The following is a 13,340-nucleotide window of genomic DNA, read 5'->3' as shown; positions in this document are numbered from 1 at the left end:
ATTGCTTAGCTTACTGGGGGCATTTGGGGGCGCAGTTTTTTCCGCTTGCACTAGGCAGGGTGGACAGTAGACTTAGAGCCCGTTATGCAGAGCCGGAGGCGAAGCATCTCGCATGCTGATGTCTGAATAGCTTGGTATACGTCAGCACGCAAGATGCTTCGCCTCCAGCTCTGCATGACAACTTGTATAACAACAAAAATCCTTCATATCCACATGCCCAAGAATGCGCATCGCCTTCGACCTCGACAATACGCTTATCCGCAATAACCACCTGTTTCCACTTGAACAGCCTCGTTGGCCGTGGGTAGCGCGTTTGCTAGATCAAGAAGGGCTACGTCAGGGAATAGTGCAGGCTGTGAACTTTTGCCGAGCGCAGAAGTGGGAGGTATGGGTATATACCACATCATACCGAAGTGCGTGGTACATCCGGCAACTATTCTGGCTCCACGGTATTCAGCTAGATGGGGTGGTAAACCAGCAACGGCACGACAGGGCGGTGCAAACTCGATGCACGAAGCATCCACCTACCTTCGATATTGACCTGCTCGTGGATGACTCCGATGGTGTGCGGCTGGAAGGCGAACGGCACGGCTTTCGGGTACTGGTGGTGCAGCCAGAGGATGAAAAGTGGGTAGCAGCCGTGCAGGCGGCTATGGTGCTTGGCTTGGCAAACGGCTCGTAGGAAAGCCAGAACCCGTAATTTGTCCCGCCTTCTACCTACTACTTCCTCCATGCGCCTGCTTGTTCTCGCTCTGCTGAGTTTCCTGCTCGGGAGTCAGCCCACCGCTGCTCAAAAACAAGGTCAGCCCCTACGGGTAGCCACTTATAATCTGCGCCTCAATGTGGCCAGTGATGGAGTAAATGCCTGGCCCAACCGCAAGGAGATGGTGAAAAACCTGGTGCGCTACCACAATTTTGATGTGTTTGGCACCCAGGAGGGCTTCCGTGGTCAGCTCAACGATATTGCTGAACTGCCCGAGTATAGCTTCGTAGGTCACGGCCGCGACGATGGCAAGGAAGCTGGGGAGCACTCGGCCATCGTGTACAAAAAAAGCCGCTTGCAGCTGCTGCAATCCGGCGACTTCTGGCTGAGCCAGACACCCAACCAGCCCTCCAAAGGCTGGGACGCCACCTGCTGCAACCGCATCTGCAGCTGGGCGAAGTTCCGGGACCTTGCCACCAAACAGGAGTTGTTCTTCTTCAGTGTCCACTTCGACCACGAGGGCGTGGAAGCCCGCCGCCAGTCGGGCCGGCTGATGGTGCAGAAAATTAAGGAAATTGCCAAAACCGCCCCGGTTATCTGCGTCGGCGACTTCAACTCCACCCCCGATACCGAGCAAGTTCACACGATGCAGACGCTGCTTGGTGACGCCTTCCGCGCCACCAAGCAGCCGCCCTACGGCCCCGTAGGCACCTTCACCGGCTTTAAGTTCGATGCCCCACTGACCGACCGTATCGACTACATCTTCGTGAGCCAGCAGTTTATCGTGCTGGACTACGCCGTCCTCACCGATTCCATGCGCGGCCTCTATCCGTCCGACCACTTTCCGGTGGTGGTGAATGTGGTGCAGCGGTAGGTAAATGAATTTATAGAAAGTAATCCCTACATTTTCTGGTTGATGTTTACATTCCTGCTGAGCCTATTACTATCGACGGTGGCTGTTGCGTCTGCACCACCGTTTTCGGATGTGCCTGTTATTACCAGTGTTTCGGTAGACAGGGCGCGAATAGGCATGCTAACAGATGAGTTGCGCAAACTATACAAGGGCTGCACTTTTACCAAAGTGCACATGGCGCGTTACGGCTTGTATGGAGATGGTGATAAGCCCCGCGGTGTGCTGGTTAGCCAAGACAAAATCCCTCTTTTCGTGTATTTTGAAAATTGGGCGATACCAGGCCGAGTCTACGGAATAGTGGCGTTGCACCCGTCTTATCGAACCCGGAAAAACATTGGCGTAGGTAGTACCTCGGGAGCATTGCGAACCGCTTTTCCAGCCATTACCGTTGGGCAGGATCCAATGGATGACTACAACCAAAACATCCAAAACGCTTCTTTGGAGGGAAGCCCAATAACCTACACGTTTGCCAAACAGAAAAATGTTGGTAAATACACGCATGAAGTGTTTGATTCTCGTATTGTAAATACAACGGCGGTTATTTTCTGGATTACGGTTTTGCCCGAATGACAAATACTACAACGGAAGTCACTTCCCAGATAAAACCCCAACTCCACGCCTTCTGCCTGGCCTACGTGCAGGAGCGCATCGATGCCTGCCAGGCTGCCATCCGGGCCGCGCAGGAATCGGCCAACTCCGAAACCAAGAGCAGCGCCGGCGACAAATACGAAACCGGCCGCGCCATGGCCCAGAACGAGCGGGACCGGAACGCTATTCAGCTCCAGCAGGCCCAGCAACTCCAGGGCGAGCTGCAGCGCATCAACCCCGAGCTACCCTGCGACACGGTGCGGCCTGGGGCGTTGGTGCACACCAGTATGGGCACGTTCTACTTCGGCATCAGCGCGGGCAAGCTCACCGTGGACGGTCAGGATTACTTCGCCGTATCGGCCGCCGCGCCCGTGGCGGCAGCTTTAGCCGGTAAACGAGCTGGTGAGTCAGCCGTGTTCAACGGCAAGCAGGTGCAGATTACAGCCATTGAATAGCTATCCTGCCCGATTGTAGAGACGCGACATTTCGCGTTTCTCCGTTGAACGGCCGCAATAAGATTGTAAGCCCGTCATTCCGAGCCTGCCGAGGAATCTCGCGTACTGATGTTGCAATACCATCCAGACGTCAGCACGCGAGATTCCTCGACTTCGCTCGAAATGACGTCCTTCTAAGTCACCAGCTACACCCGCGGCAGCAGCCCCGAAATGCCTCGGATATTGAGGCGCACGAAGTTGCGCACCCGTTCGAAGCGGGCGGTGGCTTCGTCCAACTCCTCGTCGGGCTCTTGCTTGGTGGGGCGGCGGATGTCGAGTAGGGAAAACACCGTTTCGGCCATATCCATGTAGCCTAGTATCATCAGGAACAGCAACTTCTTGTCGTCTTCTTGGTAGCTTTTCTGGCGCACAGCCTTGGCGAGGCTGTCGAGCTGGGTGGTTTCGTCCACGTACAGGTCGCGCAGTACGGCCCGCTGGTGCTGGTAGTCGAGTAGTTGCTGGGGCTCCAGGCTAGCGGCCGAAAACGGGAAGGTATCGGTGAAGCGGGTAGCGGCCCGGAAGTCTTTCTCGGCGGCGTACACCGTGCTCAGGTGCTTTTGCAGGCTGGCCCAGAGGCCGGTACGGGCTTTATCGAAGGCGGAAGGAGCGGCGGGTTCGGTCACGGTGGAGCAGGAAAGAAGCGGAAAGCCCAAAAGTACGCTGATTCGCGCGCGGCCGCTATAAAAAGCTGTAACGGTTTGCTGAACGGTCCAGCAGGTGGTCCGGTCCGGCGGGCGCAGCCCGTCGGGCCGGTTGAAGTAAGCTACCACCCGAACGATGACGCAACAACGACGCAACATCAGCTTGCTTCAACCGGCCCGACGGGCTACGCCCGCCGGACCGGACCAGTCGCCCCGGCCGGTAGCCGAACTTCCACGTACTTTTGCTCAGCTTCCGCCGTTTCTCTTGCTCCGCTAGTTATAGTTCATGTCCAGTACCCCCAAACGCGTCAGCCTGTTGGGCTCCACCGGCTCCATTGGCACCCAGGCCCTCGATGTAGTGCGCGCCCAGCCCGGCCGGTTTCAGGTTACGGCCCTTTCGGCCCAGTCGAATGCCGAGCTGCTCATTGCCCAGGCCCGGGAGTTCCGGCCCGCCGCCGTGGTAATCGGTGATGAAGCCAAGTACCCGCAGGTGCGCGAGGCCCTGGCTAACCAGCCCGAAACCGAAGTGCTGGCCGGTGCCAATGCCCTCACCGAAGTAGCCGCCCGCCCCGATGCCGATGTGGTGCTAACAGCTATGGTAGGCTACGCCGGGCTCCTGCCCACGGTGGCCGCCATTCGGGCCGGGAAGGATATTGCCCTGGCCAACAAGGAAACCCTGGTGGTGGCCGGCCAGCTCATCACGAAGCTGGTACAGGAGCACGGCGTGCAGCTACTGCCCGTGGATTCGGAGCACTCGGCTATTTTTCAGTGCCTAGTAGGGGAGGAGCAGAATCCCATTGAGAAAATCATCCTCACGGCCTCGGGCGGGCCGTTTCGGGGCCGTACCCGGGAGCAACTGGCCCAGGTTACCAAGGCCCAGGCCCTCAAGCACCCCAACTGGGACATGGGTGCCAAAATCACCATCGACTCGGCCTCGCTCATGAACAAGGGGCTGGAGGTAATTGAGGCCAAGTGGCTGTTCAACCTCCGCGACGAGCAGATTGACGTGGTGGTGCACCCGCAAAGCATCATCCACTCCCTGGTGCAGTTCGAAGATGGTTCTTTAAAAGCCCAGCTGGGCCTGCCCGATATGAAGCTGCCCATCCAGTACGCCCTAGGTTACCCGCAACGCCTGCCCAACCAGTTCCCCCGCTTCAGCTTCCTTGATTACCCCCAGCTTACCTTCGAGCAGCCCGATACTACTGCTTTCCGTAACCTGGCGCTGGCGTTTGAGGCCCTGAAACGGGGCGGCAACGCGGCCTGCATCCTCAATGCCGCCAACGAAATTGCCGTGGCCGCTTTCCTGCGCGACGAAATCGGGTTTCTGGAAATGTCGGACGTGGTGGAGTCCAGCCTCGCCCGGGTTTCGTACCTTGCTACGCCCTCGCTCGACGACTACGTGCTGACCGACCAGGAAACCCGCCGCGTGGCCCGGGAGCTTTGCGCTGCCCGCGTCTGACACCTTGGCGGAACCGGGCGGCAACTCTACGCTTCGGTGCGTTGTTTGTTGCGGTGGGCATTAGTACCCTTCATCACCTCATTACCTACTTCCCTTGACAGGACTTATCATGGCCGGGCAGATGCTGCTGGGCCTTTCCATACTAGTTGGCTTGCACGAGTTTGGCCACTTTGCCGCCGCCAAATACTTCAAAATTCGGGTCGATAAGTTTTACATCTTCTTCGATTTCCTGTTTCCGCTGCCTGGGGTGATGAACTTCGCCCTGTTCAAAAAGAAAATCGGGGAGACGGAGTACGGCCTGGGCTGGTTCCCATTGGGCGGCTACGTGGCCATTCACGGCATGATCGACGAAACCCAGGATGCCGAAACCCTGGCCGCTGAGCCCCAGCCCAACGAGTTCCGCTCCAAGCCGGCCTGGCAGCGTTTGATTGTGATGCTGGGCGGCATCATCATGAACGTCATCACCGGCATCGTCATCTTCTCGCTGATAACCTTCAAGTACGGCGAAAGCTACCTGCCGGCTTCGGAGGCCCGTTTCGGAATTGTGCCCAATGAGCTGGGCAAGCAAATCGGCTTCCGCGAGGGGGATAAGATTGTGAAAATCAACGGCAATCCGTTCGAGGATTTCAGTGAGGTATACAGCCCCGAGGTAATTCTGGGCAACAACGCTTACTACACCGTGGACCGCAACGGGGAGTTGCGCGACATCAACGTGCCCAACAACTTCATGGACCGCCTGGCCGATGAAGGGGAGCAGCGTTTCGTGCAGCCCCTCGACCCCTTCGTGGTGGATGAGGTAACGCCCAGCAGCCCCGCCGACCGCGCCGGCCTGCAGCCCCTCGACCAGATACTGACCGTGGCGGGCAAAACCACCCAGTTCTTCCCCCAACTGCAACAGGCCCTCAAGGACAACGCCGGCAAAACGGTGCCCGTGCAGGTAAAGCGCGCCGGCCAGCCCGTGACGCTGAAAGTTGCCGTGGATGACGACGGTAAAATCGGGTTCCGGCCCAAGTCCCTGCTCAACGTCAAGACCCGCCAATACGGCTTGGTGGAGGCCATACCCGTAGGTACCAAAACGGCTTTCGGTGTCATTACTACCCAGGTAAAGGCGTTTGCCAAGATTTTCCGGGGCGAGGCCTCCTTCCGCAAATCCATTGGTGGCCCCATCGAAATTGCCCAGCAGTACGGTGGCAAATGGGACTGGTACCGGTTCTGGACCCTCACGGGTATGCTCTCCATGGTGCTGGCCTTCATGAACCTGCTGCCCATTCCGGCCTTGGATGGCGGCCACGTTATCTTTCTGCTCTACGAAATGATTGCCGGCCGCAAGCCCTCCGATAAATTCATGGAAAACGCGCAGAAAGTGGGCATGATGCTGATTCTGGCCCTGATGGCCTTCGTGCTCATCATCAACCCAATTCTGAAGAAGCTGGCGTTATAAGGTCCCGTAAAACCGCATCGAAAGCCGTGCTGCCCGTGAAAGGTGGCACGGCTTTTATGTAAAACGGGTTTTGCTGATAGCACGGGCCTCTTGCCCGCACCTTCCTCCTAAATTTAGTAGTCTGTACGCCATGAAATTCCTTCGCTTTCTGCTGCCGCTGGTGGTGTTGCTGACTGTTAGCGTGGCCGCTTGGGCCCACGCCTATCACGCCAGCATCTTGGAGTTGCGCTTCAACCCGGAGAAGCAGCGGCTGGAAATGGCCCTCAAAATCTTCACTGATGATTTGGAACAGGAGTTATCCGCCGGTAAGCCCCGTCCCGTGCGCACCGACCAGCTCACGCGGGCCCAGCTGAATCCGCTGCTGGCCGATTTGCTGCGCCGCTCGGTGCAATTCAGCACCCGCCCCAATGAGGCTGCGTTGCCTCTCACGCTGGTAGGTTTGCAGAAGGAAAAAGACGCGTACTGGCTCTACTTCACCGCCCCGCTGTCGGCTAAGGCTACCGGCATTACCCTGCGCCACCAACTCTTGCTGGCCACCTTTCCCGACCAGATGAACATCGTTAACCTGGAAGCCAAGGGCCAGAAGCAAAGCCTGCTCTTCCGCGACGGGGAGACGCAGCAGCAGTTGAAGTGGTAGAGCGGTAGCTGCTGGGAAAGCCGCCACATTGTAGCGACGTGACACTTCGCATTTGCTGGTAACGCAAAAACCGAACGATGCCCTTCAACGGCATGATGGGAGCTACTTAGTCACTATATGCAAAAGCCCCTGTCGCCAACACGGCCGACAGGGGCTTTTTAGGTTATATAGCCGGGAAAAGGGGGGCGGTTCTTTGGCCTCGCAGTAACAAGCTATGCTACCAATCCAATTTCCCATCCTTATCACCGGCAGCGGGCTTGGGTGCAGGCTTGTCAGGCTGAACAGGGTCGGCTTTAAACTCGGTGTCCTTGTCACCGTCGGGGCGGATGAGGCGGAACTCTACGCGGCGGTTGGTTTTGGCGTCCTCCTCGGTCACCTCATCCTTGAGCGGGCGGGAGGAGCCGTAGCCGAAACTATCGATGCGGTTGGCCGTGAGCTTGCCCTTCTGCTCAATGTAGCGCCTAATGGACTGGGCCCGCTCCTGGGACAGCCGCTCATTGAAGTCCGGGTCGCCTTTGCCGTCGGTGTGGCCCGTGATGCTAAGCCGGAACGTGGGGTGGTCCACCATGAATACGGCAATGCGGTCCAGAACCGGGTGCATACTGGCTCGGATGTGCGACTTATCCTGGTCGAACTCGATATTCTTAAAAATCAGCGGAAGCTTGTAGTCGATGGAATTGGTCATGAGCTTCATCACCGTGTCGCCTTCCAGGGCAAACTTCTTCTCCACACTGAAGAAATCCGGGCTCTGAATCAGCATTACGTAGTGCGAGCCTTCAATCAAATCAAAGTCGAATGACCCATCATCCCGCAGGTATTTGCTGGCTACTTCAATGCCATTGTCGGTATCAATGATGCTCACAATGCCGTTAAGCGGCTTTTGGCTCACCGAGTCAATGAGGGAGCCCTCTACGTGGGTGGTAGCCAGCGGCTGGGCCTCCATGGGCAAGGGGAAGGAGTAGAGGTCCAGGTTTTTCATGTCCTGGGCCTCAGAGCGCGCATAGTACAGGCTCTTGGAGTCGGAGTCGATGGTGAAGTAGTACTCCGAGCCCTTGCCATTCACCAAGGGCCCAATGTTGATGGGCTCCTGCCAGCGGCCCCGCACCCGGTAGGTTTTATAAATATCAAAGTCGCCGAAATTGAGCAGCTGCCCGCGGGAACTGAAATACAGCACGTGGTAGAGCGGGTGGTAAAAAGGGCTCACCTCACTCTCGCGGGTGTTTACCACCGGGCCCATATTCTGCGCTTTGCTCCACTGCCCGTTCTTCTGCTTTACTGTGTACCAGATATCCGACAACCCGAAGCCGCCCAGGCGGTCAGAAGCAAAATACAGCGTATCCTCGCCCGGCGACAGAGTAGGCTGCGAATCCCAGGCGGTGGAGTTAACGTTGGCCCCCAGGCTTTTAGGCATCGACCATTTGCCGTCCTTGAGCGTAGCCGTATACAGGTCGCAGTTGCCGTGGCAGGTAGGACACTCGCAGCGGGCAAAGTACAGGGTGGTGCCATCCTTGCTGATGCAGGCCGAACCCTCGTTGTAGGAGGAGTTGATAGGCTTGGGCAGGGGCTCAGCGGGTGCCCACACGCCGTTTTCGCGGCGGGCCGTGTACAAATCCTCGTCAATGACGCTGTGCAGGCCGCGCATTTTGCGCTTAGAGGAGAATATCAGCAGGTCGGCGTCGGCGCTGAGGGTAGGGCCGTAGTCCTCACGCTGGGAGTTGATGGCCTCGCCCATAGTGGTGTACACGCCCTTGGGCGGCCGGAAGGTGGCGATGTTCTTCCGGTACTCCACAATATCGTAGTACGTTTTCAGGGGTACGTACAGCTCCGTTTCCTTTTGCTCCAGGGAGTCATAGTAGCGCTGCACTTTGGTGAGCGACTGGCGGCGGTGCTTGAGGGCGAGGCGGTAGTAGGCTTTGGCGCGGTCCTCATTGCCGGCTTTATCCCAGAGCTGGCCCAGGTGCCAGAGCAACACGTTGTCCTTATAGAAGTTTTCGATGCCGAACTGGCCCACGTAGGCTTCCAGCAGGTTGCGGGCGGCCGTCCAGTTTTTGCGCTTCTCGGCTCGCTGAATTTCGCGCATGGCCTTCTTATCCTGGAAGTAGGCGAGGCGGTTGATATTCGGAAACTCCGGGGTGGCATCGGTACGGGCCCGGGCCTGCCGGATTACCTTGGCCGTAAGCTTACGTTGCGCGTTGGGAACTCCTGATTTCTGTTGAGCGGATAGGGTAGTGGGCAGGCCCAGTGCAAGAAGCACCGCGCATAAGGTGAGCAAACGGGCAAAGAAACGCATAGCAGCAATAAGGCACGAAAGCGGTGGGAACCGGCAAGCATCAAAAATAGGAAATTTTAGGTATGAGCCTATAGGCTGAGCAGCATAAGGGTGGGAGAGTATAAGGGTTGGATAAGGAATATTACGGACGTCCTCCATCTGTAATCCGCCCGTCTGCTTACCTTCACCGGCTTACTCATGCTCTGCCGATGTGGCCGCCTCCGTTGGTGGCACGGCGCTTGCCGAATCCCTATCTTCAATACCTACGTTAGCCTCCCGGGTTAAATTACAAGCCGTTTGCCTGTCATTGTGGCATCTGTCTTCCGTCTTGCCCGTCTTTCATTCCATGAGCCGTAATACCCCGCCCTCTTCTCCTTTCTCTTCCTTACTAATGGCTGAAGACCCCGCCGAAATGGTGTCCATTGTGGCCGCCGACCCCGACCAGCCGCTGGGGGCCGATGAGTCGCCGGAGGTGTTGCCGTTGCTGCCGGTACGCAATACTGTGTTATTCCCAGGGGTGGTGTTGCCCGTAACTGTCACGCGCAAAAAGAGCATTCGATTGGTGCGCAAGGCGTACCGGGGCAACAAAATTGTGGGGGTAGTGGCTCAGAAGAACGGTCAGAGCGACGACCCGGAACTGCAGGATCTGTATCCGGTGGGCACCATGGCCAAAATCCTGAAGCTGCTGGTGCTGCCCGACGGTAATACCACCATTATCATTCAGGGCCAGTCCCGCTTCCGCATCGAGGAAGCCGTGCAAACTACGCCTTACCTCACAGCCCGCGTGAGCTACATTCCGGAGGTATTCCCAGCCAAAAGCTCCAAGGAAGTGAAAGCACTGGTGTCGTCGCTGAAGGAAGCGGCGGCCCGCATGCTCAAGCTCAACCCCGAAATTCCGCAGGAAGCCCAGGTGGCCCTGGATAATATTGAGTCGCCTTCCTTCCTCACGCACTTCCTGTCTTCCAACATCAACGTGGAGGTGAGCATGAAACAGCAGCTGCTGGAAACGGCCGACGGCGTGGAGCGCGGCACCCGCCTGCTGGAGCTGATGATGAAGGAGATTCAGCTGCTGGAAATCAAACGCGAAATCCAGACCAAAGTGCACACCGATATCGACCAGCAGCAGCGCGACTATTTCCTGCGCCAGCAGATTAAAGTGTTGCAGGATGAGCTGGGTTTCGACGGTCCGGACCAGGAAGTGGAAAAGCTGCGTCAACGCGCCAAGGGCAAGAAGTGGCCCGAGTCCGTAGCCAAGCACTTTGCCAAAGAGCTGGATAAACTCACCCGCATCAACCCCCAGGCCGCCGAGTACCCGGTGAGCCTGAACTACGTGGAGTTCCTGCTGGACTTGCCCTGGGGCGAGTATACCAAGGATAACTTCAACCTGAAGCGCACCCAGAAAATCCTTGACCAGGACCACTACGGCATGGAAAAGGTGAAGGAGCGTATTATCGAGTACCTGGCCGTGCTCAAGCTCAAAAACGACCTGAAAGCGCCTATTTTATGCCTGTACGGGCCTCCCGGCGTGGGCAAAACCAGCCTGGGCCGCTCTATTGCCAAAAGTCTGGGCCGCCAGTACGTGCGCATGAGCCTGGGTGGGGTGCGCGACGAAGCAGAAATTCGGGGGCACCGCAAAACTTACGTGGGTGCCATGCCCGGCCGTATTATCTCGCAAATCAAGAAAGCCGGCGCCTCCAACCCGGTGATTGTGCTGGATGAAATCGACAAGCTGGCCTCCGACTTCCGTGGCGACCCATCGTCGGCGCTGCTGGAAGTGCTGGACCCCGAGCAAAACAGCACCTTCACCGACAACTTCCTGGAGGTGGAATATGACCTTTCGCGGGTGCTGTTCATTGCCACGGCTAACTCCCTGGAAACGATTCAGCCCGCTTTGCGCGACCGGATGGAAATCATCGACCTGACCGGCTACACCCTGGAAGAGAAAACCCAGATTGCCAAAAAGCACCTCTGGCCCAAGCTCCTGCACGAGCACGGCCTCACACTCAAAGATGCCGGCATCACCAACGGGGCTTTGCAGCGCGTGATTGATGATTACACCCGCGAATCGGGAGTGCGCAGCCTGGAGCGGAAGCTGGGCGCGGTGGTGCGCAACATTGCCAAAAGCAAGGCCATGAAGGAGCCTCACCCCGCCACCCTGGAGCCCAAAGACGTCCGCCGCATCCTCGGGGCGGCCATCTTCGACCGGGACCAGTACCAGGACAACGAAACGGCCGGCGTGGTAACGGGACTTGCCTGGACCTCCGTGGGTGGTGATATTCTGTTCATTGAAAGCCTGCTCAGCCGGGGCCGGGGCAAGCTCACCCTTTCGGGCCAGCTTGGTGATGTTATGAAGGAATCGGCCGTAACGGCCCTGAGCTACCTGCGCAGCCGGGCCGAGGAACTGGACATCGACTACCGCCTCTTCGACCAGTACGACCTGCACATTCACTTCCCCGAAGGCGCTGTGCCCAAGGATGGCCCTTCGGCTGGTATTGCCATCTTCACCAGCATTGCCTCGGTATTCACCCAGCGCAAAATCCGCAGTCATCTGGCCATGACCGGCGAAATCACCCTGCGCGGCAAGGTGTTGCCGGTGGGCGGCATCAAGGAGAAGATCCTGGCCGCTAAGCGGGCTGGTGTGCGCGACATCATCCTCTGCCCGAAAAACAAAAAGGACATCGACGAAATTTCGGCCGAATACCTCAAGGACCTCACCATTCACTACGCCGACCGGGTAGACGATGTACTACGGGTGGCGCTACTGGAGGAGAAGGTAGCCCACCCCATTAAGCTAGTAGTGCGCGACGAAGCGCCGCTGCCCGCCGGGCCTAGTGTAGAGGTTAGCTGAAAACGCGGATTGTGCGGATTACTCAGATTTCGCTGATTCTGGATATAATTTTCAGCCGTGGGCTCGTTCACTAAATTCAGTGGCCCCGACTAGGGCTGGCTAACTGGTCAAGGGTAGAGGGGTAAGTACATTGCTTGCAACCTTGGCGTATCCAAAATCTGTGAAATCTGAGTAATCCGCACAATCCGCGTTTATCTTCGTTGCTGATGATGCTACCCCTACGCCGCGCCGTTCTTCTTGCTGTTTCCTCGTTGGCTATGCTGGCGGCTGCCCCGGCGGCTCAGGCCCAGATTGGTGGTCAGCAGGCTATGTCGTTTCTCAACCTGCCTACCAGCGCCAAAATGGCTGGTTTGGGCGGCGTGAACGTTTCGGCCCGCGACGCGGATGGCACTATGCTGTATGGCAACCCCGCCCTGCTGAACGAGGAAATGGATGGCCGTCTGGCCTTGGGCTACGTCGATTACCTGGCCGACATCAAGCAAAGCACGGCCGCTTACGTGTTCAACACGCAGAAGGCGGGTCGCTTTGGCGTGGGGCTCACCTACCTCAATTACGGTGACAACAAACAGTACGATGCCGCTGGTAATTATTTGGGAGAATTTTCGGTGAATGAGTACGCCCTGAGTATTGCCGACTCCTATACCACCGGCGCCTTTACGCTCGGCGGCACCCTGAAGCTGGCGGGCTCGGGCATTGCCGGTAACCATTCCTACGCGGCCTTAGCTGATGTGGGGGGACTATTTAAGCACCCCGAGCAGGATTTTACGGTGGGCTTAGTGGTGCGCAATGCGGGCATTCAGCTTAAGCCCTACGACGGGGCCGACCGGGAGCCTATGCCGCTGGATGTACAGCTGGGTACTTCCTTCAAGCCCGAGCACCTACCATTCCGTTTTTCTTTCACGGCCCATCATCTGCAGCAGTTGGATATCGTCTACCTCGACCCCAACCAGCGCGGGCAGCTGGATGAAAATGGCGAGGAAATCAAGCCCAAGAAAACGCTCGGTGACAAAATTGCCCGTCATTTTGTGGTAGGGGGGGAGTTGCTGTTGAGCAAGAACCTGAACGTGCGGGTAGGCTACAATCACCTGCAGCGCCGGGAATTACGCCTGGAAAATACGGCGGGTGGTGCAGGTTTTTCCTTCGGTGTGATGCTGCGTATCAGTCAGTTTCAGCTGGATTATACGCACGCGGGCTACCATGCTTCGGGGGGAGCTAACTACTTCACCATTGCCCGCAACCTCGATTCCCTATTTAAAAAGCAGCCGCAGTAGCGCTTGCCCGCCCGAAATGGCGCTAAACCTTTCGTTAACCGCTACGGTACTATCTGTTCGTCATGCCGACTAGGTG

11 protein-coding genes are annotated in these 13,340 nt (G+C 57.5%); 9 read left to right on the top strand and 2 right to left on the bottom strand.

Annotation, left to right across the window (positions count from 1 at the left end; genetic code table 11):
- Positions 1-223: 223 nt before the first annotated feature.
- Genes ABIB60_RS09330 through ABIB60_RS09315 form a run of 4 tightly spaced genes read left to right on the top strand, consistent with a single transcriptional unit; the run spans position 224 to position 2,659 of the window.
- On the top strand, positions 224-682 hold the full coding sequence (locus ABIB60_RS09330; RefSeq protein WP_354579380.1) for an HAD family hydrolase: 459 nt from the start codon (positions 224-226) through the stop codon (positions 680-682).
- Between the two features lie 49 nt (positions 683-731).
- The gene (locus ABIB60_RS09325; RefSeq protein ID WP_354579379.1) at positions 732-1,577 is read left to right on the top strand and encodes an endonuclease/exonuclease/phosphatase family protein; all 846 of its coding nucleotides are present in this window, start codon (positions 732-734) and stop codon (positions 1,575-1,577) included.
- A 42-nt stretch (positions 1,578-1,619) separates the two neighbouring features.
- On the top strand, positions 1,620-2,186 hold the full coding sequence (locus ABIB60_RS09320; RefSeq protein ID WP_354579377.1) for a hypothetical protein: 567 nt from the start codon (positions 1,620-1,622) through the stop codon (positions 2,184-2,186).
- A complete protein-coding gene (locus ABIB60_RS09315; RefSeq protein ID WP_354579375.1) occupies positions 2,183-2,659 on the top strand; it encodes a 3-oxoacyl-ACP synthase in 477 nt (158 codons plus the stop codon). Before ABIB60_RS09320 ends, ABIB60_RS09315 begins: the two co-directional genes overlap by 4 nt.
- Before the next feature lie 185 nt (positions 2,660-2,844).
- On the opposite strand, the gene ABIB60_RS09310 is transcribed toward ABIB60_RS09315, so the two are convergent.
- Complete coding sequence (locus ABIB60_RS09310) at positions 2,845-3,321, bottom strand: hypothetical protein (protein ID WP_354579373.1); 477 nt, start codon at positions 3,319-3,321, stop codon at positions 2,845-2,847.
- A 304-nt stretch (positions 3,322-3,625) separates the two neighbouring features.
- Here ABIB60_RS09310 and ABIB60_RS09305 point away from each other — a divergent pair, with 304 nt between their 5' ends.
- From ABIB60_RS09305 to ABIB60_RS09295, 3 genes are all read left to right on the top strand, one after another.
- Positions 3,626-4,798: a 1-deoxy-D-xylulose-5-phosphate reductoisomerase gene (locus ABIB60_RS09305; protein ID WP_354579371.1), complete on the top strand. Its 1,173-nt coding sequence runs from the start codon at positions 3,626-3,628 to the stop codon at positions 4,796-4,798.
- Positions 4,799-4,907: 109 nt separating this feature from the next.
- A complete protein-coding gene (gene rseP / locus ABIB60_RS09300; RefSeq protein WP_502915117.1) occupies positions 4,908-6,239 on the top strand; it encodes an RIP metalloprotease RseP in 1,332 nt (443 codons plus the stop codon).
- A 130-nt stretch (positions 6,240-6,369) separates the two neighbouring features.
- Positions 6,370-6,876, top strand: coding sequence for a DUF6702 family protein (locus ABIB60_RS09295; RefSeq protein ID WP_354579368.1), 507 nt, complete (start codon positions 6,370-6,372; stop codon positions 6,874-6,876).
- A 217-nt stretch (positions 6,877-7,093) separates the two neighbouring features.
- Here the strand turns inward: ABIB60_RS09295 and ABIB60_RS09290 are convergent, their stop codons facing one another.
- Positions 7,094-9,166: an OmpA family protein gene (locus tag ABIB60_RS09290; protein ID WP_354579366.1), complete on the bottom strand. Its 2,073-nt coding sequence runs from the start codon at positions 9,164-9,166 to the stop codon at positions 7,094-7,096.
- 370 nt (positions 9,167-9,536) lie between these two features.
- Between ABIB60_RS09290 and lon the strand changes: the two genes are divergently transcribed.
- Both lon and porQ read left to right on the top strand, forming a co-directional pair.
- Positions 9,537-11,993 (top strand): endopeptidase La, encoded by a 2,457-nt coding sequence (gene lon / locus ABIB60_RS09285; protein ID WP_354579365.1) that lies wholly within the window; start codon positions 9,537-9,539, stop codon positions 11,991-11,993.
- A 206-nt stretch (positions 11,994-12,199) separates the two neighbouring features.
- Entirely contained in the window at positions 12,200-13,264 is a 1,065-nt protein-coding gene (porQ, locus tag ABIB60_RS09280) for a type IX secretion system protein PorQ (RefSeq protein ID WP_354579363.1), read from the top strand.
- The last annotated feature ends 76 nt before the right edge of the window (positions 13,265-13,340 follow it).

It is taken from the genome of Hymenobacter sp. UYP22 (assembly GCF_040547285.1).
In the GTDB taxonomy this organism is placed as follows: Bacteria; Bacteroidota; Bacteroidia; order Cytophagales; family Hymenobacteraceae; genus Hymenobacter.
This window is presented reverse-complemented; position numbering and strand designations above follow the sequence as displayed.

What these genes read in the sequence shown, in the direction of transcription:
- ABIB60_RS09290 (WP_354579366.1), bottom strand. Translation starts at nt 9,166, where the DNA reads ATGCGTTTCTTTGCCCGTTTGCTCACCTTATGCGCGGTGCTTCTTGCA.
- ABIB60_RS09295 (WP_354579368.1), top strand. Translation starts at nt 6,370, where the DNA reads ATGAAATTCCTTCGCTTTCTGCTGCCGCTGGTGGTGTTGCTGACTGTT.
- ABIB60_RS09330 (WP_354579380.1), top strand. Translation starts at nt 224, where the DNA reads ATGCGCATCGCCTTCGACCTCGACAATACGCTTATCCGCAATAACCAC.
- lon (WP_354579365.1), top strand. Translation starts at nt 9,537, where the DNA reads ATGGCTGAAGACCCCGCCGAAATGGTGTCCATTGTGGCCGCCGACCCC.
- ABIB60_RS09320 (WP_354579377.1), top strand. Translation starts at nt 1,620, where the DNA reads ATGTTTACATTCCTGCTGAGCCTATTACTATCGACGGTGGCTGTTGCG.
- rseP (WP_502915117.1), top strand. Translation starts at nt 4,908, where the DNA reads ATGGCCGGGCAGATGCTGCTGGGCCTTTCCATACTAGTTGGCTTGCAC.
- ABIB60_RS09305 (WP_354579371.1), top strand. Translation starts at nt 3,626, where the DNA reads ATGTCCAGTACCCCCAAACGCGTCAGCCTGTTGGGCTCCACCGGCTCC.
- ABIB60_RS09315 (WP_354579375.1), top strand. Translation starts at nt 2,183, where the DNA reads ATGACAAATACTACAACGGAAGTCACTTCCCAGATAAAACCCCAACTC.
- porQ (WP_354579363.1), top strand. Translation starts at nt 12,200, where the DNA reads ATGATGCTACCCCTACGCCGCGCCGTTCTTCTTGCTGTTTCCTCGTTG.
- ABIB60_RS09325 (WP_354579379.1), top strand. Translation starts at nt 732, where the DNA reads ATGCGCCTGCTTGTTCTCGCTCTGCTGAGTTTCCTGCTCGGGAGTCAG.